Raw genomic sequence first — 20,806 nt, forward strand, 5'->3', positions numbered from 1 at the left:
TGCTAGCGTTTGCGTGGTGAAGAGGGGGTATCGGCGCGGCCGAACTGGTCACTATGCTTAATGTTGCGTATAGGGACTTTGCGAAACGGAGTGTGACGTGGCGAATTCCCCCGGCGATCTCGAACTGATCGTGCCAAATCTGCACAGGCGCTATTCCGGGGTCACCGCGACCAACCGAATGGTGGCGCCGCGGCTGGCGAAGCTGTTTCGTGCGGCCTGGTTCGGCACCGACGCGCCGGAGGGGATCGCACGGATGAGCAGTGCCGATCTCCTGAAATTGTGGCGGCGCAGGAGGCCGCTGATCTGGCACGCGCGGCGCAACAACGAGATGATCGCAGGCGTCGTGCTGCGCGCGCTCGGCTGGCCGCTCAAGCTCGTCTTCACCTCGGCCGCGCAGCGGCATCACACCTGGATCACACGCTGGCTGATCCGCCGCATGGACGCGATCATCGCGACGAGCGACATCTCGGCCTCGTTCCTGAAGGTGAAGTCCAGCGTGATCCCGCATGGCGTCGACACCGACGTCTACGCGCCGCCGATCGATCGCGCCGCTGCGTTCGCGGAAGCCGCGCTGCCGGGCCGTTACGCCATCGGCTGCTTCGGCCGCGTCCGCGCGCAGAAGGGCACCGACCTGTTCGTCGATGCGATGTGCCGGCTGTTGCCGCGCTATCCGGATTTCACCGCCGTCATCGTCGGCCAGATCACGCCGGAGCAGACGCCGTTCGCAAATGACCTGAAGAAGCGCATCGAGGCCGCCGGCCTGCAATCGCGCATCATCATCACCGGCGAATTGCCGATCGAGGACGTGCAGCGCTGGTATCAGCGGCTGACCATCTACGCCTTCACCTCGCGCAACGAAGGCTTTGGCCTGACCCTGATCGAGGCGATGGCGACTGGCAGCGCACTGGTCGCCGCCCGCGCCGGCGCCGCCGAGCTCGTGGTTGAGGATGGCGTGACCGGCGTGCTGATCCCGACGGGTGACGCTGATGCGTTAGCTGCGGCCGTGGAGCCGTTGATGCGCGATGTGGCGGCCGCAACGGCGATGGGCGAGCGTGGGCGGGCACGGGTGCTCGATCAATTCAGCCTCGATGCGGAAGCAAAGCGGATCGGCGAGGTCTATCGGCCGCTGCTGTGAGCCATCGTTTTCACCGGCCGCAAACGAGAAGTTCGAAAACAACCCCATGCACAGTAGCCGGTGCCAGCAGAATCAATGGCTCGTGATCGGCGAATGCGGATTTTACGAAATCCCGTTGACTCGTCGGGCAAAACACCGGCATGATGTCATCATCGGCACCGCCTCGACGGCCGTGCGCAGTCAGCTTCACATTGGGCAGCGCACATACGGCATTTGCACCGGCACCGGGTCCTTTGAGCTGAGCGTGATGTTGTTTTCGCCGGAGAATGTCAGATCGAATGTCACGTCTGAAATCGAGACGCCGTCCGAGCACGACGCGATCAGCCGCATGTTTGGCCCATCTTCGCGCAATGATCTGACGGTGCATTTTTCAAATGTGCCGGTGATTTGCTTGCCCTGGACGATCAAGCCGCCGGCGTGGAGATCGGCATCTTTCTTGAAGGCGAGCTTGTCGTTCTCTTTGGTGAACATTTGGCCACAGGCCGAGGCGTCGATCGACCAGGCTCCATTCAAATCCGCAGCCTGTATCGCGGCCGATTGCGTCACGAGAAGTAATACCGTCACCAGGGGATTGAAGGTCCTCATGAAACTCTCCGACTAGAGGGGCAAGGTCGCACAATCAGCCTCTTCGATGCAGCGCGCAGTAAGACGTGGTCCTTCGTATCGGGCGTGATCGATGTGACCCCGGTTCAGCCCCGGCAAGTGACAGCTGCGCTGCCCTTTCTCCGCCATGCGCTCGAATGTCTTTGCGCCTCGGTGTCTTCCGAACTGACGGGCGTTCGATCATCATGGCAAGGACTATGCGCCGCAGCCTGTGTTCTCTTGATCTGGATCAATCCTGAAGTTGCCTGTCTGCTACGGCACCAAATATGGCGCGCGGCAATACTTCGACTGGTTCAAATACGAGTTCTGGCGCTTCGTGTTCGTCCAGCACGAGGTCGAGAAGTTGGCAATGACCGCGATTACATTTCCGCCGATGCAGAAGGGCGCGAGCTTCAACCTCGATGCCGTCAAGGCCAAAATCGAGGCTGCAAGAACGGCGATGGCAAAATGAGCTGTGTTGACGATCGTCATGAATGGGGCGGCCCGGATACGGGCCGGCCAGCGCCCTGAGGCGACGTGCAGCAATGTTGGCTGGGAGCCAGGCGGTCCCGACTCAAGCGCGATGAGATCAGGGTGGAGCGTCATCGCGCTTCAGTTTGCTGTTTGAGCACGATCCCCGAGCACCCGCTGCGCAATCTCCACCACCTCGCTCGCCGCGATGTCCCGCATGCAGCGGTGGTCGTTCATCTTGCAGATCGTGCGTTGGCAGGGCTGGCAGGACAACACGCTCTTGTCCTGCACCACGGTTGCGGCAAGGCCGTTCAGGGGGGCCCAGAGATAGGGGCTGGTTGGGCCGAAAATGCCCATGGTGGGCGTACCCAAGGCGGCGGCGATATGCATCAGGCCGGAATCGTTGGTGATGGCGACGCCGGCGGCGGCCATGGCGAGGACGCCGTTACGCAGATCGTTGCCGGTGAGGTCGCGGACGCCAGACCCGCCCGCCGCGACGATCTCCTGGGCGAGGCCCTTTTCGGCGGGGCCGCCGACCACCCAGACCTCGAGCCCGCGCTCGGCCAGCAGCCGGGCGGCTTCCGGATAGTAGGTCCAGCGCTTGGAGACGCCGACCGAGCCGGGGGCCAGCGCCACGGCGGCGCCGGCGCTCAGCCCATTGGCCTCGCGCCAGCGGGCAATCTCCTCGGCCGGGACCCGCAATTGCGGCACCGGCCATTCCGGGGGCAGGGGCGCGCCGTCGGGCTGGGCCAGGGCGGCATTCTCGTCGATGAAACGGGGCAGCTTTCTTTCACCCCAGCGCCAGTGGTTGATCAGTCCGAACCGGAACTCGCCGACCCAGCCCACTCGTTCGGGGATGCCGGCCAGGGTCGGCGCAATGGCCGCCTTCCAGGTTCGGGGCAGCACCAGGGCCGTGCCGTAGTTTTCCGCCCGCAGCAGCTTTGCCAGGCCGAACTGGCGGCGCACCGCGAGCCGGCTGCGCGGCAGGTCCCAGACGATGCCGCGGCGGACCCCGGGCATGTAATCCACCAGCGGGGCGCACAGGGTCGTGGTCAGGAGGTCGACCGGCCGGTTCGGCCAGCGCTCCTTCAGCACCCGGACCACGGTGTGATTCCGGACGAAATCGCCGATCCACATGTAGGGAATGATCAGGATCGGGCGCGTGTCGTCCGGATCTGCATCTCCACTAAGTTGCGAATCAATGTTCATTCGTTAATAGGACCGGGACGAGCTTGGTATGGCGGTTCGGTTAGCCGCTCCAGGCCGGCAGGTAAAGCCGAGGACAGCACCGATCCAAAACCGCTTACACTTTGGTGGATCATGCGCTAGGGCAGGATCGGGCCGCAAAAATCGGGCAGGTAGGTGGAATGTTGCTGGTGACCGGCGGGGCCGGTTTTATCGGATCGAATGTCGTCGCCGCGCTCAATGAAGCCGGCCGCAGCGACGTCGTGGTCTGCGATCAGCTCGGCAATGACGGCAAGTGGCGGAATCTCGCCAAGCGCCAGCTTGTGGATATCGTCCCCCCAGTCGAGTTGCTCAACTGGCTGAAGGGCCGCAAGCTCGACGCCGTGGTCCATCTCGGGGCCATTTCCGAGACCACCGCGACCGACGGCGATCTCGTGTTCGAGACCAACTTCCGCATGTCGATGCGTCTTCTGGACTGGTGCACGGCCGGCGCTGTGCCGTTCATCTACGCGTCCTCGGCGGCGACCTATGGCGATGGCGAGGCCGGTTTTGACGACGACGCCTCGTTGCCGGCACTGAAAAAGCTACGGCCGATGAATCTGTACGGCTGGAGCAAGCACATGTTCGATCTCGCGGTCGCCGGGCGCGTAGCGAACGGCGATCCGCTCCCGCCGCAATGGGCAGGGCTGAAATTCTTCAACGTGTTCGGCCCGAACGAGTACCACAAGGGTACGATGATGAGCGTGCTGGCGCGCCGATTCGACGACGTCAAAGCGGGCCGCATCGTGCAGCTGTTCAAGTCACACCGCGAGGGCATCGCCGACGGCGACCAGCGCCGCGACTTCATCTATGTCGACGACGTCGTCCGCGTCGTCATGTGGCTGCTGGCGACGCCATCGGTGTCCGGCCTCTTCAACGTCGGAACCGGCAAGGCGCGCAGCTTCAGGGATCTGATGTTGGCCGCCTATGCCGCGCTCGGCAGCAGGCCCAACATCGAATATGTCGACATGCCCGAAAGCATCCGCAACGCTTACCAGTACTTCACCCAGAGCAAGGTCGATCGCCTGCACCGCGCCGGCTACAACGGCGGCTTCACGCCGCTCGAGGATGCGGTGAAGGCCTATGTCGGGGACTACCTCGACCGGCCCGACCGCTTCCGCTGAGATTTCAGGACCCATGGCGACGCCCATTCTCGATTTCGATGCCCTCGCGCAAACCATCTCAGGCCGCACGGTGCTGTGCATCGGCGACATCATGCTGGACGAGTTCGTCTATGGCGAGGTGTCGCGGATTTCTCCGGAAGCGCCGACGCCCGTGATCGCGGCACAGCGCAGCGAGATCCATATCGGCGGCGCCGGCAACGTCGCGCGCAATGTCGCCTCGCTCGGCGCGCGCTGCGTCTTCGTCGGCCTCGTCGGCGAGGATGACGCCGGCAAACGGCTCGCCTCCGCGCTGGCCGAATATCCCGGCATCGAAAGCGCGCTGGTGTGCGATCCGTCGCGGCCGACCACGCGAAAAGTCCGCTTCGTCTCCGAGCATTTCTCCACCCATATGCTGCGTGCGGATTGGGAGCAGGCGCTAGCTGCCTCCGATGACATCGAGACCAGGCTGATCGAAACGATCCTGCCGCTGATCGCGCGCGCCGACATCGTGCTGCTCTCCGACTACGCCAAGGGCGTGCTGACCGCGCGCGTGATCCGCCACACCGTCGATGCGGCGCGACAAGCCGGCAAGCCCGTGATCGTCGACCCCAAGAGCCTGAACTGGGCGATCTATCGCGGCGCGACGCTGCTCACGCCCAATCGCAAGGAATTTGCGGAGGCGACGCGAAGCCGAGCCGACGCGCCGCAAGACATCGTCGATGCCAGCGAGGACGTGATGCGGCTCGCCGATTGCGAGGCGATCCTGGTCACGCAGGGCGAGCGCGGCATGACGCTGGTGCCGCGCAATGGCGAGGCGGTTCATGTTCCGGCCTTCCCGGTGAAGGTGCGCGACGTCTCCGGTGCCGGCGACACCGTCGCCGCGGCGCTTGCGGTCTCGCTTGCCGCGGGCGCGGATTGGGATACGGCGCTGCGCATGGCCAATGCGGCTGCGGCCGTTGCCGTCGGCAAGCAGGGCACCGCCAGCGTCAGCACGGCCGAGCTGCGGCGCAAGATCCTGCCGCATGCTTATCTTGCGGCCGAGGAGAAGATCGTGCTCGAGCCGGGCGCGCTCGATGCGCAGCTCGCCGAATGGCGGCGGCAGGATCAGCGGATCGGCTTCACCAATGGCTGCTTCGACATCCTGCATCCCGGCCATGTCAAGGTGCTCACTGCGGCGCGCGCCACCTGCGATCGCCTGATCGTCGGCCTCAACAGCGACGCCTCGGTGCGGCGGCTGAAGGGCGCCGATCGTCCGGTGCAGGACGAACGCGCGCGCGCGGAAGTGCTGGCCGCGCTCGAAGCCGTCGATCTCGTCGTCATCTTCGAGGAGGACACGCCGATCGACCTGATCACCCGCATCAAGCCGAGCGCGCTGGTGAAAGGCGGCGACTACACCCGCGAGCAGGTGGTCGGCCATGAGGTCGTCGAGGCCGCGGGCGGGGTGGTCGTGCTGGTCGACATCCTCCAGGGTTTCAGCACGACGGCGCTGGTCCACCGCGCGCGGGGAGGGGGCCAGTGACGGCACTCGCGCGGAAGGAGTCGACGAGCGCCCTGCTGCAGCGGCGGCTGCGCAGACCGGCGGCCTGGAGCGAGACGGTCGACGTGCTCGCGGTCCTGACCGCGGCCTCGCTGCCGTGGTCGACGTCGCTCGTGGCCATCTTCAATGCCCTGATGCTCGTCTGCATGGTGCCGTTTCTCGATCTCAAGGCATTCCTGCAACACCTGAAGCGTCCGATCTGCGCGGCGCCGATCGCGCTGTTCCTGCTCGCGCTGGTGGGCACGCTGTGGTCGGATGCGGCCTGGGGCGCGCGGCTCTATGCGGTCAATCCCACGGTCAAGCTGCTCGTGCTTCCGATCCTGCTCTATCATTTCGAGCGTTCGTCACGCGGACATTGGGTGTTCATCGCCTTCCTCGTCTCCTGCGCATTGCTCGCGGTCGCGTCCTGGCTGGTCGCCTTCTATCCGAACCTCACGATCAAGCCGGGCGGTATCGAGCGCGGCATCATCGTCAAGAATCACATCGACCAGGGCCAGGAATTCACGCTGTGCGCGGTCGCGCTCGGCTATCCGATCGTGATGCTGCTGCGCGAGAAGCGGTATTGGCTCGCCGGCCTGCTCACCGCGCTTGCGATCAGCTTCTTTGCCAACATGGCCTTCGTGGTGGTGTCGCGCACGGCGCTCGTCACGATCCCGATCATGCTTGGGGTGTTCGCGCTGCTCCATTTGAGGTGGCGCAGCATCCTGATCATCGCCGCGGGCCTTGTTGCCGTCGCGCTGCTCGCCTGGCAGGCCTCGCCGTACTTGCGCAGCACGGCCGACACCTTCTCAAGCGAATATCATCTCTACAAGGAGAGTGGGGCGGCGACCTCGATCGGCCTGCGGCTCGAATTCTGGCGGAAATCCCTCGGCTTCTTCGCGGAGGCGCCGATCAAGGGCCACGGCACCGGTGCGACGCGCGGACTGTTCGAACAGGTCGCGGTCGGAGGCCCCAACAAGGCTTCCGGCGAGGTGATCGGCAACCCGCACAACCAGACGCTGAATGTCGCCGTGCAGTGGGGCGTCATCGGCATCGTCGTTCTCTACACGACTTGGATGCTGCATCTTCTCCTGTTCCGCGGCGATGGACTGGCCAACTGGATCGGACTACTGGTCGTGGTGCAGAACATCTTCACATCGCTGTTCAATTCCCACCTGTTCGACTTCCACGAAGGCTGGGTGTACGTCCTCGGCGTCGGCGTTGCCGGCGGCATGGTGCTGGGAGCGCGGCGCGAGGCGCCGAAGGTGAAAGAAGCCGGTTCCTGACCCGCCGCGCTGCCGGCAAGCAAATCCTGTGCTCGCAAGTCTTACGCTGGCAAGTGCCGCCGAGATGGGCTATCAGCGCGGGCAGGTTGCATCAAACTGGATATTCATCGGTCGGCGGATGACGCGTCTTTCGCATCTCACATTGCGCAAACTCCTCATCGCGCTCCACGACCTCCTGGCGACCACGGCGGCGCTGTTCGTCGCCTTCTATCTCCGCTTCGAGGGCAGCGAGGGCTTCTTCCACCGCCTGCCGTTGCTGTTCCAGATCCTGCCCTACTTCCTCGCCTTCAGCGTGGTCGTGTTCTTCATCTTCAACCTGACCGATACGAAGTGGCGCTTCATCTCGCTGCCCGACGCGGTCAACATCATCCGCGTCGCCACCGTGCTGACGGTGGCGCTTTTGGTTCTGGACTATATCTTCGTCTCCCCCAACGTCCGCGGCTCCTTCTTCCTCGGCAAGGTGACGATCGTCCTCTACTGGTTCCTTGAAATTTCCTTCCTTAGCGCGTTGCGCCTGACCTATCGCTACTTCCGCTATACCCGCGTGCGCCGTCACGCCCGGATCGACGATGCCGCGCCGACGCTTCTGATCGGCCGCGCCGCGGACGCCGAGGTGCTTCTGCGCGGTATCGAGAGCGGCGCCATCAAGCGGCTCTGGCCCGTCGGCGTGCTGTCGCCGTCGCGCGCGGACCGCGGCCAGACCATCCGCAACGTGCCGGTGCTGGGCGGGCTTGACGATCTCGAGGATATCAACAACGACTTCGCCAAGCGCAACAAGGCGATCACCCGCGTCGTCATGACGCCGTCCGCCTTCGAGCCCGAGTCTCATCCGGAATCGATCCTGATGCGGGCGCGCAAGCTCGGCATGATCGTCAACCGCATGCCCTCGCTCGAGAGCGGCGATACGCCGCGCCTCACCGCGGTTGCGGTCGAGGACCTCTTGTTGCGGCCCAGCGAGAAGATCGACTACGCGCGCCTGGAAGCCCTCATCGCGGGCAAGGCGGCCATCGTCACCGGCGGCGGCGGCTCGATCGGCGCCGAGATCTGCGAGCGCCTCGTCGCCTTCGGTGCCGCGCGTCTTCTCATCATCGAGAACTCCGAGCCGGCGCTCTACGCGGTCACGGAAGCGCTCGCGGCCCATGGTGCCATTGCGGCGATCGAGGGCCGGATCGCCGACATCCGCGACCGCGAGCGCATCATGCGCGTGATGGCCGAGTTCAAGCCGGACATCGTGTTCCACGCCGCCGCGCTCAAGCACGTGCCGATCCTCGAACGCGACTGGAGCGAAGGGGTCAAGACCAACATCTTCGGCTCAATCAACGTGGCCGACGCAGCGCTGGCCGCCGGTGCCGATGCCATGGTGATGATCTCGACCGACAAGGCGATCGAGCCGGTCTCGATGCTCGGCCTGACCAAGCGCTTCGCGGAGATGTACTGCCAGGCGCTCGATCACGACCTCGCGGTCGAGGCCGGCAGCGGCAAGCCGCCGATGCGGCTGATCTCGGTCCGGTTCGGCAACGTGCTGGCGTCGAACGGCTCGGTGGTGCCGAAGTTCAAGGCCCAGATCGAGGCGGGCGGCCCAGTGACGGTCACTCATCCCGACATGGTCCGCTACTTCATGACCATCCGCGAGGCCTGCGACCTCGTCGTCACGGCGGCGACGCACGCGCTCGGCACGCAGCGTTCAAACGTGTCCGTTTACGTGCTCAACATGGGCCAGCCGGTCAAGATCGTGGATCTGGCCGAGCGCATGATTCGCCTGTCCGGCCTCCAGCCCGGCCATGACATCGAGATCGTGTTCACGGGAATGCGGCCGGGCGAGCGCCTGCACGAGATCCTGTTCGCCTCCGAGGAGCCGACGGCCGAAATCGGTATCGCCGGCATCATGGCCGCGCAGCCGAACGAACCGCCGATGCAGACCCTGCGCAAATGGATCACCGCGCTGGAGCAGGCGATCGCGCGCGATGATCGGGCCACCATCAGGACCATCCTGAAGGATGCGGTGCCGGAATTCGGCTCGACCGCCGCCTGACGAGCGTCAGGATGCCCTAAAGCGCGATGAGATCATCGCCTTTAGGTTATTGCTTGAGCGTGATCCTTTCGGAAAACCGCTGCACACTTTTCCGGATCATGCCCGCGGGCGGGAGAAGCGCCGCAGCACGACGCCGATCCCGGTCGCTCCGGCCATCAGCGCAAGCGCGGTGATCATGGTCGAGCCGGCGCGGATCGTGACGATGGTGAGCAGCGCGAGTATGACATTGAGCGCGAACACCTCGCCTATCACCTGCGGGACCTTGAAGCCGTTGTCGGTGGCGCGCTGATAGAAATGCGTGCGGTGCGCCGACCAGAACGGCTCGCGCCTTGCGATGCGTCGAAACAGCGTGATGGTGGAATCGGCGAGATAGTAGCCGGGCAGCAACAGCGCCGCAGCGATCTGGCCGCGCCAGGTGAGTTCCAGCAGGCACCAACCCAGCAACAGTCCGATCGGCAAGCTGCCGACATCGCCCAGGAAAACCCTGGCGACGGGGCGATTGAAGGGCGCAAAGCCGAGCATGGCGCCGCAAAGTGCCGTCGCGAGCAGCCCGGTGGATGGAGAGACCTCGCCAAGCCATCCGAGCAGCCCGAGCGCGGCCGTCGTCGGAACCACCTCGGACACCGTCATCAAGTCGAGACCGTCCATGAAATTGACGAGGTTGACGAACCAGACGCCGGCGATGACGATGAGGACGCGCTCAAAGGCAAGCGGCAGGGCGGGCACGATGCGCAGCATATCCGGCGCCGAGAACACGGTGGTGGTCACGGCCAAAGCTTGCAGCAAGAGCCGCACGACGACCGGTAGGGGTTTGATGTCATCGACAAGCCCGACCAGTGCGACCAGCACAGTGGCGCCGAGAAGGGGCAAGGGAAACGCGCCATAGGTCCAGCTGGCCCAGAGCGCAGCGACCAGCAGAGTGGCCGCGACGACCGCGATACCCGCGCCCTGCGGCGTCGGAACCCGATGCGAAGAGCGCGCGTTTGGCCGGGCCAGCGCGTAGCGCTGCAGCAGCGGCATGCTCCGCCAGGTGATGCAGGCAGACAGCAGCGCGGCCAATGCGGCCGGTGCGAGGGCGAACAGCACCAGTCCCACCGCCATTTCCGGGCCGGCGACGAACGTCGTCACTCCGGCACCCCGATCGGGGCCGACCCTTGCGCGGCTTTCTCCGCGCTGAAGATCCAGACGAGGCCACCGAATGCGCCGACGATGAAGAAGACCGCGCCGAACAGCAGCGAGACATTGACGCCCTCATTGGCGGCAAGGCCGGCGAAGCCGAAGGCCAGGCCCATGGTCGCCTCGCGGACACCCCAGCCGGCGATCGATATCGGCATCAACGTGATCAGCATGACCGGCGGAATGAGCAGGAAGGTCTGGCCGAAGCTGACGGGTGCGGCGATCGACTGCACCACGCACCAGGCGATGACGACGGCGAGCACGTGAATGAACAGCGACAGGATCGCGACGATCGGTCCGCGTTTGGCGTTGAAGATCACGCGGTTGGCGATCACGGCGCAGGCGTGGATGTGATGGGTGGCCCACCAGGTCTTCAGCCAGCGCCATTTCAGCGCGCCGAAGACCAGGAAGCCGAGCCCGCCCGCGAGCGCCACAAGGTCGAGGAGCAGCAGCGCCGAGCGCCCGTGCGTATCGGTGATGAGGCTGTAGCTCCAGGGCAGGCTCGCGACGATGAGGATCGCGAGCGCGATGAGGCCGATCGCGCGGTCGACGAAGATCGAGTAGGTGGCCGCGCGCCAGCCGGCGCCGGCGCGCGCGACCAGCCACAGCCGAACCGCATCGCCGCCGATCGCGGACGGCAGGGTCTGGTTGAAGAACGCGCCGATCACGTTGTAGCGCATGGCCCGGCCGAGCTCGAGCGGCGCGCCGCATTCGGCGCTGATCTCGCGCCAGCGCAGCACGCCGACGAAGATTTGCAGGAACGTGACTGCGATCGCCGCGGCAATCCAGAACAGGCTCCTTGCGTTGAAGCGCGACAACAGTTCGGAAAGCTCGACCTTGCGCAGCGCCAGATAGAGCAGCGCTGCGGAAATCAGAATCTTGGCCGCAGAAAGCAGGATTCGGCGCATCTCGCCCGCATTAACAGGGTTTGCGAAGGTTACCCGACGCCAGGCGCCGAATTTGGCCGCTTTGGTATGGTTTTGGCGCCGATCTTGCAATAGCGGTGATTTGCAGCGCCATGAACGGCGGGTGGCTATTGCGACCCCCTCGCGACCGCGGCTAAAGAGGCGCCGTGAGCTGGGAATCCCGCGGGAACATGATGACGGATCAGGCGATTTTGGTCACCGGAGTCGCCGGCTTCATCGGCTTTCACGTCGCCCGGCAGCTGCTGGGCGAAGGCCGGCCCGTCATCGGGCTCGATAATCTCAACAGCTATTACGATCCGGGACTGAAACAGGCGCGCCTCGCGCTGTTGCGGAACGAGGCCGGCTTCTCCTTCGTCGAGGCCGATCTTGCCGACCGCGACACCATCGCCGCGCTGTTTGCGCGGCACGGATTTGCGCAGGTCGTGCATCTCGCGGCCCAGGCCGGCGTGCGCTACTCGATCGAGCAGCCGCGAGCTTACGTCGATTCCAATCTGGCAGGCTTTCTCAACGTGCTCGAGGGCTGCCGCCGTAATGGCTGTCGTCATCTCGTCTACGCCTCGTCATCCTCCGTTTATGGCGCCAACACTAAACTGCCATTCTCCGTGCAGGACCGGACCGATCATCCCGTGAGCTTCTATGCTGCGACCAAGAAGGCGAACGAGGTGATGGCGCAGTCCTACAGCCACCTCTACCGACTGCCGGTCACGGGCCTGCGCTTCTTCACCATTTACGGCCCGTGGGGCCGGCCCGACATGGCCATGTTTCTGTTTGTGAACGCCATCATGCAGGGCCGGCCGATCCGGCTCTTTAACCATGGCAAAATGCGCCGCGACTTCACCTATATCGACGACGTCAGCCGCGTAGTATCGAGGTTGGTCGATTTGGTGCCTGCGGATGACCCGGCTGCCGCAAATGCGCCGTCCAAGGTCTACAATGTCGGAAATCACCACCCGGAGGAGCTGATGCATGTCGTCGGACTTCTGGAGCGCGACCTGGGCCGGACGGCGATCAAAGAATTGCTGCCGATGCAGCCGGGAGATGTTATGGAAACGTTCGCGGATGTCGAGGACCTTATGCGCGACACCGGCTTTGCGCCGTCAACGCCGATCGAGCAGGGGGTCCGCAATTTTGTCGCCTGGTATCGGGACTACCACAAGGTTTGAGATGACAATGGACAAACGCATTATCCCCCTGATCATGTGCGGCGGTGCCGGCACGCGGCTGTGGCCCGCCTCGCGCGAGGTGCGGCCAAAGCAGTTCCTGCCGCTGTTCGGCACGCGCTCGACCTTCCAGGACACGCTGCTGCGCGTGTCCGATGCTGCGCTGTTCGATCGTCCGATCGTCATCACCAACGCCTCCTACCGCTTCATGGTGCTGGAACAGCTCGCCGAGATCGGCATCGAGGCCGACGTCATCCTCGAGCCGATGCGGCGCGACTCCGGTCCTGCGATCGCGGCCGGCGCGGTGTTCGCGCAAGCGCGCGCCAAGGAGGCGATCGTGCTCGCGCTCGCCGCCGATCACGTGGTGCAGGACAATGCCGCCTTCGTCGCCGCCTGCCGCGAGGGCCTTGCTGCCGCGAGCACCGGCCGCATCGTCACCTTCGGCGTCAAGCCGGAGCGGCCGGCGACCGAATACGGCTATGTCAGCCCGGGCGAGGTGATCTCCGGCACGGTGCACGCGGTTGCGAGCTTCGTCGAGAAGCCGGACGCGGTGAAGGCCGCCGACTACGTCAATTCGGGCTATCTCTGGAACAGCGGCAACTTCATGTTCCCGGCGAGCGTGCTGCTCGACGAATACCGCAAGGTGGACGCCGCAAGCGTCGAGGCTGTCTCTAGTGCCGTCACCAAGGCCGGCCGCGATCTCGGCTTCGTGACGCTGGAGCCGAAGGCATTCGGCGCGGCCAAGGCGATCTCGATCGACTATGCGGTGATGGAGAAGACCTCGCGCGCCGCCGTGGTGCCGGTGTCCTGCGGCTGGTCCGACGTCGGTTCCTGGCGCGCGGTGTGGGAGTTATCCGACAAGGACGCGCAAGGCAACGCGGCGCATGGCACCGCGGTGTTCGAGGATTCCCGCAACTGCAACGTCACCAGCGATCACGCGCTGGTCGCGCTCGAAGGCGTCGACGATCTCGTCGTGGTCGCGACGGCGGACGCGGTGCTAGTCTCGCGCCAGCAGGACGCCAACGGCCTCAAGCGCCTTGTCACCAAGCTGAAGACGGTTGCGCCGAAGGTCACCGAGGAGCACCTCAAGGTGCATCGTCCCTGGGGCAGCTATCAGTCCGTCGACAACGGCGTGCGCCATCAGGTCAAGCGCATTGTCGTGAAGCCGGGCGGGCGGCTGTCGCTCCAGAAGCATCACCACCGTGCCGAGCACTGGATCGTGGTCCGCGGCGCCGCCCAGGTCACCGTCGACGAGATGGTGAAGACCGTGCATGAGAACGAGTCGATCTACATTCCGATGGGCGCCGTCCATCGGCTCGAGAATCCCGGTAAAATCATGCTGGAACTGATCGAGGTCCAGACCGGCTCCTATCTCGGGGAAGACGACATCATCCGGATTGAAGACGACTATCAAAGGTCGTAATCAGCAAACTCCGAATCACGCGACCCGGGCCGAAACCGGCCTCTTTTGGCGGCCTAAGGCCCGGGAAACGTGTAATTTTTTGAATCAAATCGTGTCCGGGTGGCTTACCCGGCATTCGCCACAAATGTGACGTCCGTGCTAGAAGCGGCCCGGGGATTTGCGTTGAATCGGGGTTCGATCAGATGAGTTCCAAAGTGTCTCAACCGGCAAAGGCCGGCTTGCGCGTCGGCGTGATTGGCGCCGGCGTGATGGGAAGCAACCACGCGCGCGTGCTGAGCGGTCTTCCCGGCGTCAGCCTCGTCGGCGTGGTCGATCCGTCGCCGACGCACCTGACCCGCACCATCGAGCTTGCGGGCTGCCAGGGTTTTGAGACGCTCGACCAGCTCTTCGCGGCGGGCGTCGATGCCGTCACCATCGCTGCTCCAACGCATCTGCATCACGAGATCGCGCTCGCCTGCATCGCCAAGAACATCCACGTGCTGGTCGAGAAGCCGATCGCCTCCACGGTGGAAGAAGGCCACGAGATCGTCGCCGCCGCGCAAAAGGCCGGCGTGACGCTGATGATCGGCCATGTCGAGCGCTTCAATCCGGCGGTTGCCGCCGTCAAGCAGGCGATCGCGGGCGAGGACATTCTCTCCATCGCGATCACCCGCGTCGGCCCGTTCCCGCCGCGCATGTCCAATGTCGGCGTCGTCATCGACCTCGCCGTGCACGACATCGACCTGATCCGCTGGTTCACCGAATCCGACATCGTCGAGGTGCAGCCGCAACTCTCGAGCGCGGTCGCCGAGCGCGAGGACATTGCGCTCCTGCAGTTCCGTACCGCCAACGGCGTGCTCGCGCACATCAACACCAACTGGCTGACGCCGTTCAAGGCGCGCAGTGTCACGGTCGCGACCCGCGGCAAATACGTGATGGGCGATCTGCTGACGCGCCAGGTCACCGAATGCTTCGGCTTCAAGCCCGACGGCAGCTATTCGATGCGGCACCTGCCGGTCGGCCATGACGAGCCGCTCCGCGCCGAGCTGATCGCGTTTCTCAAGGCCGTCCGCCACGGCGAGACGCCGGCGGTCACCGGCGACGAGGGCGTCGCCAGCCTCGAGATTGCAACGCGCTGCCTCGAAACGCCATCGCGGCCGGCGGCCTCGTCGGCTGCCCGCAAGGGCCCGCGCCGCGTCGCCGGCTAAAACCCTTTCCATGTCGACCGCGCAAGAAGGCGCCAAGAAGCAGGCCATGAACCAGCACCTACGTTCCGAACCCATTCCCTTCATCGACGTCGCCTCGCAGCGCCTACGGCTCGGCGCCTCGCTCGATGCAGCCGTCAAGCGCGTGATGGACCATTGCCAGTTCGTCAATGGCCCCGAAGTCGCCGAGCTCGAGAAGCAGCTCGCGGCCTACGCGGGCGCCAAGCATGTGATCGGCTGCGCCAGCGGCACCGACGCGATCCTGATGGTGATGATGGCGAAGAATGTCGGGCCCGGCGATGCCGTGCTGTGTCCGTCCTTCACCTTCATCGCGACCGCATCGCCGGTGGCGCGGACCGGCGCGACGCCGGTCTATGTCGACGTCGACGAGACGACCTTCAACATGAGCCCGGAGTCGCTCAAGCGCGGCATCGCGACCGCGCGGAAGGCCGGTCTCAAGCCGGTCGCGGTCATCCCGGTCGATCTGTTCGGCCAGCCCGCCGATCACGACGCCATTGCGGAGATCGCGAGGGACGAGGGCCTGTTCGTGCTCGACGATGCCGCGCAAGGCTTTGGCGCGAGCTACAAGGGCCGCAAGCTCGGCAACTTCGGCCTCGCCACCGCGACGAGCTTCTTCCCGGCAAAGCCGCTCGGCTGCTTCGGCGATGGCGGCGCGATCTTCACCGATGACGATGACCTCGCAGCGACGCTGCGCAGCATCCGCGTGCACGGGCAGGGCGCCGACAAATACGACAACGTCCGCCTCGGCCTCACCGGCCGGATCGACACCATGCAGGCCGCGGTGCTGATCGAGAAACTGAAGATCTTCGACGACGAGATCGCCGCCCGCAACAGGGTTGCGGAGCGCTACGCGCGCGGGCTGTCCAACGTGGTCACCGTGCCGCGTCTGGCGCCGGGCAATACGTCGGTCTGGGCGCAGTACACGATCCGCCTGCCCAAAGGCACGGACCGCGATGGCTTTGCTGCTGCGCTGAAGGCCCAGGGCGTGCCGACCGCGATCTATTACGGCAAGTCGATGCACCAGCAGACCGCCTACAAGCAGTATCCGGTCGCCGAAGGCGGCCTGCCGGGTTGCGAGAGCCTGTCGCAGGACGTCATCAGCCTGCCGATGCACGCCTATTTGACCGAAGCCGACCAGGAGCGAATCATCGCCGCCGTGCAAGGCGCGCTCGCGGGCTGAGTTCTTCGCCTCTCCCCCTGCGGGAGAGGGTGGCTCGCCGCAGAGCGGCGAGACGGGTGAGGGGTATCTCTCTGCTTGGAAGGTGCGGAGAGATACCCCTCACCCGATTGAGTTCGTAGCTACCTGTGGAGCTGCCCTCTCCCACAAGGGGAGAGGGCGCAGCAATGCGCATCGCAAGATGCAATCGACCTCCGTCCGATAAGCCTCTAGAACAGTCCGCATGCTCGGACGTATCTTCACTGTCGGTGGTTACACGCTGCTCTCGCGGCTGACGGGGTTTGCCCGCGACATCATGCTCGCGGCGATCCTCGGCGCCGGCCCGGTGGCCGACGCCTTTTTCGTGGCGCTGCGGCTGCCCAATCATTTCCGCGCGATCTTCGCCGAGGGCGCCTTCAACGCCGCCTGGGTGCCCGCCTATGCCCATGTCCATGGCGAGCGCGGGGAGGGGGCGGCAAAACTGTTCGCCGACCGCATCTTCACGCTGCTGCTGGCCTCGCAAGTGGTGCTGCTGATCCTGGCCTGGCTGTTCATGCCGCAGGCCATGAGCATTCTGGCACCGGGCTTTTCCGAGGATGCCGAGCAGCGCAAGCTCGCGATCGAGCTGACCCGGATCACCTTTCCCTATCTGCTGCTGATCACGCTGGTGACGCTCTATGGCGGCATGCTCAACGTGATGCAGCGCTTTGCCAGCGCCGCCGCCGCGTCGATCTTCCTCAATGTCGCGATGATGATGACGCTGGCGCTGGCCACCTGGTTTCCGACCGCGGGCCATGCCGCCGCCTGGGGCGTTCTCATCTCGGGCTTCCTGCAATATTTCCTGCTCGCCGGCGATCTCGCCCGCCATGGCGGCCTGCCGCGCTTTGCGCCCTTGAAGCTCGACGAAGACGTCCGCGGCTTCTTCCGGGCGCTCGGACCTGCCACGCTGGGCTCGATGGGCACGCAAGTGGCATTGTTTGCCGACACCATCATCGCGACCTTCCTGCCCGCCGGCGCGCTCTCGGCGCTCTATTACGCCGATCGCCTCAATCAATTGCCGATCGGCGTGATCGGCATCGCCATCGGCACGGTGCTGCTGCCCGAGATGTCGCGGCGGATCACCGCCAACGACCACGACGGCGCGATGAAGGCGCAGCGCCGCGCCTTCGATTTCACGCTGCTGTTCTCGATCCCGTTCGTCGCGGCCTTCATCACCGTACCGGACGCGATCATGCGCGCGTTGTTCGCCCACGGCGCGTTCTCCAAGGCCGATGCGGTTGCCGCGGGCAGCACGCTCGCGGCCTATGCCATCGGCCTCATTCCTTTCGTGCTGATCCGCAGCGCGGTCGCGACCTTCTATGCGCGCAAGGATACGGCGACGCCGGTGCGGGCGTCGCTGACCGGCATCGCGGTCAACGTCGCGCTGAAGGTCGCCTTGATGGGTTCGCTCGCCCAGATCGGCCTGGCGCTGGCGACTGCCGTCGGCGTCTGGACCAATCTCTTGCTGGTGCTGTTCTTCGCCGTGCGGCGCGGCTTCCTCGTGCTCGACCGCGCCTGGCTGCTGTCGCTCGCCAAATTCCTGCTGACTGGAGTCATCCTGGCCGCTGCATTTTGGCTGATCGCACGCTTCAGCGCCTCTTGGCTGGGCTCGATTCACTTCCACGATGAATTGACGCTAGTCCTGCTCGCCGTCGGCGGCACGATCGTCTACGCGCTCGCGATCCTCGCTCTGTTCGGCCGCCGTTGGCTGGTCTCGCTGGTGCGCGGCTAGGCGCCGCAGCGGGACGCGCATGCCTCCAGGATGCAACCAGCCTACGTACATCCCTTGATTTTATGCGATTGGCGTGGTGCTAACGACCCATAATCAAATCCATGCGCAAAGTGAACTCGATGAACATGACCCGCTTCGGCTGGGCCGTGGGAGGAGTCGCGCGCTAGGAGTTCGACGACAACATCTTTTCACCAGGGCCCGGCAGGCGTCGGACGGGGCCTTTTCATTGGTCACGCGCCCTGCCGGCACAATAGCAGGAGCGTGTGATGCCACCTCAACTGACGAACAGCACATGCGAAACAGAGGGAGATGCCGCGAGGCGCGACCTTCACCTCTCCAACCCGCTCAAGCGACATTGGCGTGCATTTCTGGCGCCAGATCCCATGGGTCACCTTGCAGGACCTCAGTGACAGGGAACTGATGGATATCGGCTTGACGCGCGGTGAGGTCGACTACTTCACGCCTGAACGCGAGATCGACGTGCTGAGGGATAGCGCGACGGATCTCTGGAGCCGTCGAGGGATGTAGAGGATTCACCGCCAGACACGGACGCGCGCTTCGAGAGCGAGCGGTGTCGGCATGGCTGCTTCCCACATGCGGTGGTTCGTCCTATTGCCGCAGCATTAAACCTTGCGCGCAGTGGCGACGTATTGCGCCCCCAAGGGCAACCAACCGAGCTTGTTCTCAAACGGCCGCAGCCGTGCGAGGGCGCGAGGGAAAAAGAGATTGTACTGGATGCGGGATGAAGCCCAGCCGACGGCTTGCATGCGCTTCGCGAGATCGCGGGCGTAAATCAGCCTGGCGTTCTCGTCGAACGGACAAGTGTTCACCGCATGCACCGTCAGCGGGTTCAGCGGATTATGCTCGAAGATGGCAATTAGTCCGCCCGGCCGCGTGATGCGATGCAATTCCCGCAACCACGTCAGGTGCTCGCCGTGCGGGATGTGGTGGAAAACGCAGGCCGAAAACACCACGTCGAAGCTGTCGGCCTCGACGGGAATCCGGTCGTTCTCGATCAGCACGCAGTTGCTAGCTTCGGGATATCGCTGCCGGCCCAATGCGAGGCTCCGCTCGCTAACATCGGAGGAAGTCAGTGCCGTTTCAGGAAAATAGCGTTGGAAATACGGAATCGAATTGCCGATCCCGGAACCAAAATCGCAAATCCGCTTCGCCTCGATACAGGCGCGATTGACGATCTCGCGGAGCGCCCTGACCTTGTATTCCGCGAAATATTCCGGGCCCTCGCCGGTAAGGGCGATGTTCTCGCGATGCTGGTCCTCATAAGCTTCGGCGAAGCGATCGAATTCGGCCTTGTCCATACGGCGATCCAGCTATCGAGCGATTAATTAGATATCGGTATTCATCCGCTCGTATCATGCATCAACGGGTCTAAAAATTGATGAACAATTAACCGGACTTGGCCGAAGATCGGGGGCGGGAGTTTGGACCGACCCACCCTCGGACAGAGACTGGCTGACAGATGGACCTTCAGGACGAGATGCCGCGACCTGGAAAGATGTTTCTGTCGATCGTTGTGCCCTGCTACAACGAGGAAGAGGGGCTGCGCGAATTCCATCGCCAGATGGTTTCGGCAGCGCGCGCGCTATGTGGCGCGAAGTTCGAGCTGATTCTTGTCGATGATGGGTCGACTGACGATACCTGGAAGATCATCAACGAACTTCTGGCGGAGGACCGCAACGTCGTCGCGGTCCGGCTCGCGCGCAATCATGGCCATCAACTCGCGCTCACGGCCGGACTTTCGAACGTGCGCGGCGATCTCGTGCTTGTCATCGATGCAGATCTGCAGGACCCCCCGGAACTACTGACGCCGATGTATGAGATGATGGTGCGCGAGGGCGCCGACGTCGTCTACGGCATGCGACGCAGCCGCGCCGGCGAAACCCGCTTCAAGAAGAAATCGGCGGAAGCGTTCTACCGCCTGCTCGCTAAAGTCACCCGCGTCCATATTCCCGTCGACACCGGCGATTTCCGCCTGATGAGCCGGCGGATCTCCGACCAGCTCGTGCAGATGCCGGAGCATGACCGCTTCATCCGTGGCATGGTGGCATGGCTCGGCTACAAGCAGGTCGCCTACGAATACGATCGCCATCCACGATTCGCCGGTGCCACCAAATATCCCCTAGTGAAGATGATCGGATTTGCTGCCGACGCGCTGATCAGCTTTTCGATGGTGCCGTTGCGGATCGCGACCTATGTCGGCGCGCTGTTGACGACTTTGCTGACCTTTGTCGGCATCGTCGCGGTGGTAGGCTGGCTGTTCTCCGGCACTGTGCCCGGGTGGACCAGCTTGACGCTCTTGGTCATCATGATCTCTTCAGTGCAGCTTCTCGTGCTCGGCTTGATGGGCGAATATATCGGCCGCATCTATATCCAGTCGAAGAACCGCCCACTGTTCTTGATCTCGCACATCCACCGCCGCGGCCGTCTGCCGCACGGTGCGGAAGCGGCAACCGATCTGGAGCGGGCGCCGTTCAGGACATTGCTCGCGCAGTCCGGACCGGAGGTGCGTGGCCAACTTCACGACCCAATACCCTGATGAAGGTGCTCCTCAACCGTTCCGTCTCTGATTAGGTCTACCAGAACATCGGTGGATTTTTCCGGTGCCCGGGTCGCAGCGCA

The 20,806-nt window shown here is 64.4% G+C and carries 17 protein-coding genes and 1 pseudogene; 13 read left to right on the plus strand and 5 right to left on the minus strand.

Going from position 1 to position 20,806, the window contains the following annotated elements:
* The first annotated feature begins 97 nt into the window (after positions 1-97).
* Positions 98-1,135 carry a glycosyltransferase family 4 protein gene (locus BRAGE_RS0106260; RefSeq protein WP_027564886.1) on the plus strand — a complete coding sequence of 346 codons (1,038 nt, stop codon included), beginning with the start codon at positions 98-100 and terminating at the stop codon, positions 1,133-1,135.
* Between the two features lie 186 nt (positions 1,136-1,321).
* Here BRAGE_RS0106260 and BRAGE_RS0106265 read toward each other — a convergent pair whose 3' ends face one another.
* On the minus strand, positions 1,322-1,720 hold the full coding sequence (locus BRAGE_RS0106265; RefSeq protein WP_027564885.1) for a hypothetical protein: 399 nt from the start codon (positions 1,718-1,720) through the stop codon (positions 1,322-1,324).
* 274 nt (positions 1,721-1,994) lie between these two features.
* On the opposite strand from BRAGE_RS0106265, the pseudogene BRAGE_RS0106270 reads away from it, so the two are divergent.
* Positions 1,995-2,189, plus strand: a pseudogene (locus BRAGE_RS0106270) (arylsulfatase); the annotation flags it as partial.
* A gap of 140 nt (positions 2,190-2,329) precedes the next feature.
* On the opposite strand, the gene waaF reads toward BRAGE_RS0106270, so the two are convergent.
* On the minus strand, positions 2,330-3,397 hold the full coding sequence (gene waaF, locus BRAGE_RS0106275) for a lipopolysaccharide heptosyltransferase II (RefSeq protein WP_027564883.1): 1,068 nt from the start codon (positions 3,395-3,397) through the stop codon (positions 2,330-2,332).
* Between the two features lie 158 nt (positions 3,398-3,555).
* Here waaF and rfaD point away from each other — a divergent pair, with 158 nt between their 5' ends.
* The 4 genes from rfaD to BRAGE_RS0106295 all read left to right on the plus strand — a co-directional run bounded on the left by rfaD (position 3,556) and on the right by BRAGE_RS0106295 (position 9,349).
* Positions 3,556-4,536 carry an ADP-glyceromanno-heptose 6-epimerase gene (gene rfaD, locus BRAGE_RS0106280; protein WP_027564882.1) on the plus strand — a complete coding sequence of 327 codons (981 nt, stop codon included), beginning with the start codon at positions 3,556-3,558 and terminating at the stop codon, positions 4,534-4,536.
* A 13-nt stretch (positions 4,537-4,549) separates the two neighbouring features.
* Positions 4,550-6,034 carry a D-glycero-beta-D-manno-heptose-7-phosphate kinase gene (gene rfaE1, locus BRAGE_RS0106285; RefSeq protein WP_027564881.1) on the plus strand — a complete coding sequence of 495 codons (1,485 nt, stop codon included), beginning with the start codon at positions 4,550-4,552 and terminating at the stop codon, positions 6,032-6,034.
* The gene (locus tag BRAGE_RS0106290) at positions 6,031-7,317 is read left to right on the plus strand and encodes an O-antigen ligase family protein (protein ID WP_027564880.1); all 1,287 of its coding nucleotides are present in this window, start codon (positions 6,031-6,033) and stop codon (positions 7,315-7,317) included. Before rfaE1 ends, BRAGE_RS0106290 begins: the two co-directional genes overlap by 4 nt.
* A 118-nt stretch (positions 7,318-7,435) precedes the next feature.
* Complete coding sequence (locus tag BRAGE_RS0106295) at positions 7,436-9,349, plus strand: nucleoside-diphosphate sugar epimerase/dehydratase (RefSeq protein WP_027564879.1); 1,914 nt, start codon at positions 7,436-7,438, stop codon at positions 9,347-9,349.
* Between the two features lie 96 nt (positions 9,350-9,445).
* On the opposite strand, the gene BRAGE_RS0106300 is transcribed toward BRAGE_RS0106295, so the two are convergent.
* Both BRAGE_RS0106300 and BRAGE_RS0106305 read right to left on the minus strand, forming a co-directional pair.
* Complete coding sequence (locus BRAGE_RS0106300) at positions 9,446-10,450, minus strand: MraY family glycosyltransferase (RefSeq protein WP_035730985.1); 1,005 nt, start codon at positions 10,448-10,450, stop codon at positions 9,446-9,448.
* A gap of 23 nt (positions 10,451-10,473) precedes the next feature.
* Positions 10,474-11,433 carry a lysylphosphatidylglycerol synthase transmembrane domain-containing protein gene (locus BRAGE_RS0106305; RefSeq protein ID WP_027564877.1) on the minus strand — a complete coding sequence of 320 codons (960 nt, stop codon included), beginning with the start codon at positions 11,431-11,433 and terminating at the stop codon, positions 10,474-10,476.
* A 191-nt stretch (positions 11,434-11,624) separates the two neighbouring features.
* Here BRAGE_RS0106305 and BRAGE_RS0106310 point away from each other — a divergent pair, with 191 nt between their 5' ends.
* From BRAGE_RS0106310 to BRAGE_RS47905, 6 genes are all read left to right on the plus strand, one after another.
* On the plus strand, positions 11,625-12,614 hold the full coding sequence (locus BRAGE_RS0106310; protein WP_027564876.1) for an NAD-dependent epimerase/dehydratase family protein: 990 nt from the start codon (positions 11,625-11,627) through the stop codon (positions 12,612-12,614).
* Positions 12,615-12,621: 7 nt separating this feature from the next.
* Positions 12,622-14,034, plus strand: coding sequence for a mannose-1-phosphate guanylyltransferase/mannose-6-phosphate isomerase (locus tag BRAGE_RS0106315; protein WP_027564875.1), 1,413 nt, complete (start codon positions 12,622-12,624; stop codon positions 14,032-14,034).
* 182 nt (positions 14,035-14,216) lie between these two features.
* Positions 14,217-15,221 carry a Gfo/Idh/MocA family protein gene (locus BRAGE_RS0106320; protein ID WP_027564874.1) on the plus strand — a complete coding sequence of 335 codons (1,005 nt, stop codon included), beginning with the start codon at positions 14,217-14,219 and terminating at the stop codon, positions 15,219-15,221.
* A gap of 10 nt (positions 15,222-15,231) precedes the next feature.
* Complete coding sequence (locus BRAGE_RS0106325) at positions 15,232-16,419, plus strand: DegT/DnrJ/EryC1/StrS family aminotransferase (RefSeq protein WP_027564873.1); 1,188 nt, start codon at positions 15,232-15,234, stop codon at positions 16,417-16,419.
* A gap of 220 nt (positions 16,420-16,639) precedes the next feature.
* The gene (gene murJ, locus BRAGE_RS0106330; protein ID WP_028146215.1) at positions 16,640-18,166 is read left to right on the plus strand and encodes a murein biosynthesis integral membrane protein MurJ; all 1,527 of its coding nucleotides are present in this window, start codon (positions 16,640-16,642) and stop codon (positions 18,164-18,166) included.
* A gap of 309 nt (positions 18,167-18,475) precedes the next feature.
* Positions 18,476-18,694 (plus strand): DUF1127 domain-containing protein, encoded by a 219-nt coding sequence (locus tag BRAGE_RS47905; protein ID WP_108914763.1) that lies wholly within the window; start codon positions 18,476-18,478, stop codon positions 18,692-18,694.
* 95 nt (positions 18,695-18,789) lie between these two features.
* Here BRAGE_RS47905 and BRAGE_RS0106340 read toward each other — a convergent pair whose 3' ends face one another.
* Positions 18,790-19,485 carry a class I SAM-dependent methyltransferase gene (locus BRAGE_RS0106340; protein ID WP_027565188.1) on the minus strand — a complete coding sequence of 232 codons (696 nt, stop codon included), beginning with the start codon at positions 19,483-19,485 and terminating at the stop codon, positions 18,790-18,792.
* Between the two features lie 197 nt (positions 19,486-19,682).
* On the opposite strand from BRAGE_RS0106340, the gene BRAGE_RS0106345 reads away from it, so the two are divergent.
* Positions 19,683-20,723, plus strand: a complete 1,041-nt coding sequence (locus BRAGE_RS0106345; RefSeq protein ID WP_027565189.1) for a glycosyltransferase family 2 protein — start codon at positions 19,683-19,685, stop codon at positions 20,721-20,723.
* Positions 20,724-20,806: the final 83 nt, after the last annotated feature.

The sequence above is a fragment of the Bradyrhizobium genosp. SA-4 str. CB756 genome, assembly GCF_000473125.1.
Lineage (GTDB): Bacteria > Pseudomonadota > Alphaproteobacteria > Rhizobiales > Xanthobacteraceae > Bradyrhizobium > Bradyrhizobium arachidis.

What these genes read in the sequence shown, in the direction of transcription:
- BRAGE_RS47905 (WP_108914763.1), top strand. Translation starts at nt 18,476, where the DNA reads ATGCCGCGAGGCGCGACCTTCACCTCTCCAACCCGCTCAAGCGACATT.
- BRAGE_RS0106295 (WP_027564879.1), top strand. Translation starts at nt 7,436, where the DNA reads ATGACGCGTCTTTCGCATCTCACATTGCGCAAACTCCTCATCGCGCTC.
- rfaE1 (WP_027564881.1), top strand. Translation starts at nt 4,550, where the DNA reads ATGGCGACGCCCATTCTCGATTTCGATGCCCTCGCGCAAACCATCTCA.
- BRAGE_RS0106315 (WP_027564875.1), top strand. Translation starts at nt 12,622, where the DNA reads ATGGACAAACGCATTATCCCCCTGATCATGTGCGGCGGTGCCGGCACG.
- BRAGE_RS0106305 (WP_027564877.1), bottom strand. Translation starts at nt 11,433, where the DNA reads ATGCGCCGAATCCTGCTTTCTGCGGCCAAGATTCTGATTTCCGCAGCG.
- BRAGE_RS0106265 (WP_027564885.1), bottom strand. Translation starts at nt 1,720, where the DNA reads ATGAGGACCTTCAATCCCCTGGTGACGGTATTACTTCTCGTGACGCAA.
- BRAGE_RS0106320 (WP_027564874.1), top strand. Translation starts at nt 14,217, where the DNA reads ATGAGTTCCAAAGTGTCTCAACCGGCAAAGGCCGGCTTGCGCGTCGGC.
- BRAGE_RS0106340 (WP_027565188.1), bottom strand. Translation starts at nt 19,485, where the DNA reads ATGGACAAGGCCGAATTCGATCGCTTCGCCGAAGCTTATGAGGACCAG.
- murJ (WP_028146215.1), top strand. Translation starts at nt 16,640, where the DNA reads ATGCTCGGACGTATCTTCACTGTCGGTGGTTACACGCTGCTCTCGCGG.
- waaF (WP_027564883.1), bottom strand. Translation starts at nt 3,397, where the DNA reads ATGAACATTGATTCGCAACTTAGTGGAGATGCAGATCCGGACGACACG.
- BRAGE_RS0106300 (WP_035730985.1), bottom strand. Translation starts at nt 10,450, where the DNA reads ATGGCGGTGGGACTGGTGCTGTTCGCCCTCGCACCGGCCGCATTGGCC.
- BRAGE_RS0106345 (WP_027565189.1), top strand. Translation starts at nt 19,683, where the DNA reads ATGTTTCTGTCGATCGTTGTGCCCTGCTACAACGAGGAAGAGGGGCTG.
- BRAGE_RS0106325 (WP_027564873.1), top strand. Translation starts at nt 15,232, where the DNA reads ATGTCGACCGCGCAAGAAGGCGCCAAGAAGCAGGCCATGAACCAGCAC.
- BRAGE_RS0106310 (WP_027564876.1), top strand. Translation starts at nt 11,625, where the DNA reads ATGACGGATCAGGCGATTTTGGTCACCGGAGTCGCCGGCTTCATCGGC.
- rfaD (WP_027564882.1), top strand. Translation starts at nt 3,556, where the DNA reads ATGTTGCTGGTGACCGGCGGGGCCGGTTTTATCGGATCGAATGTCGTC.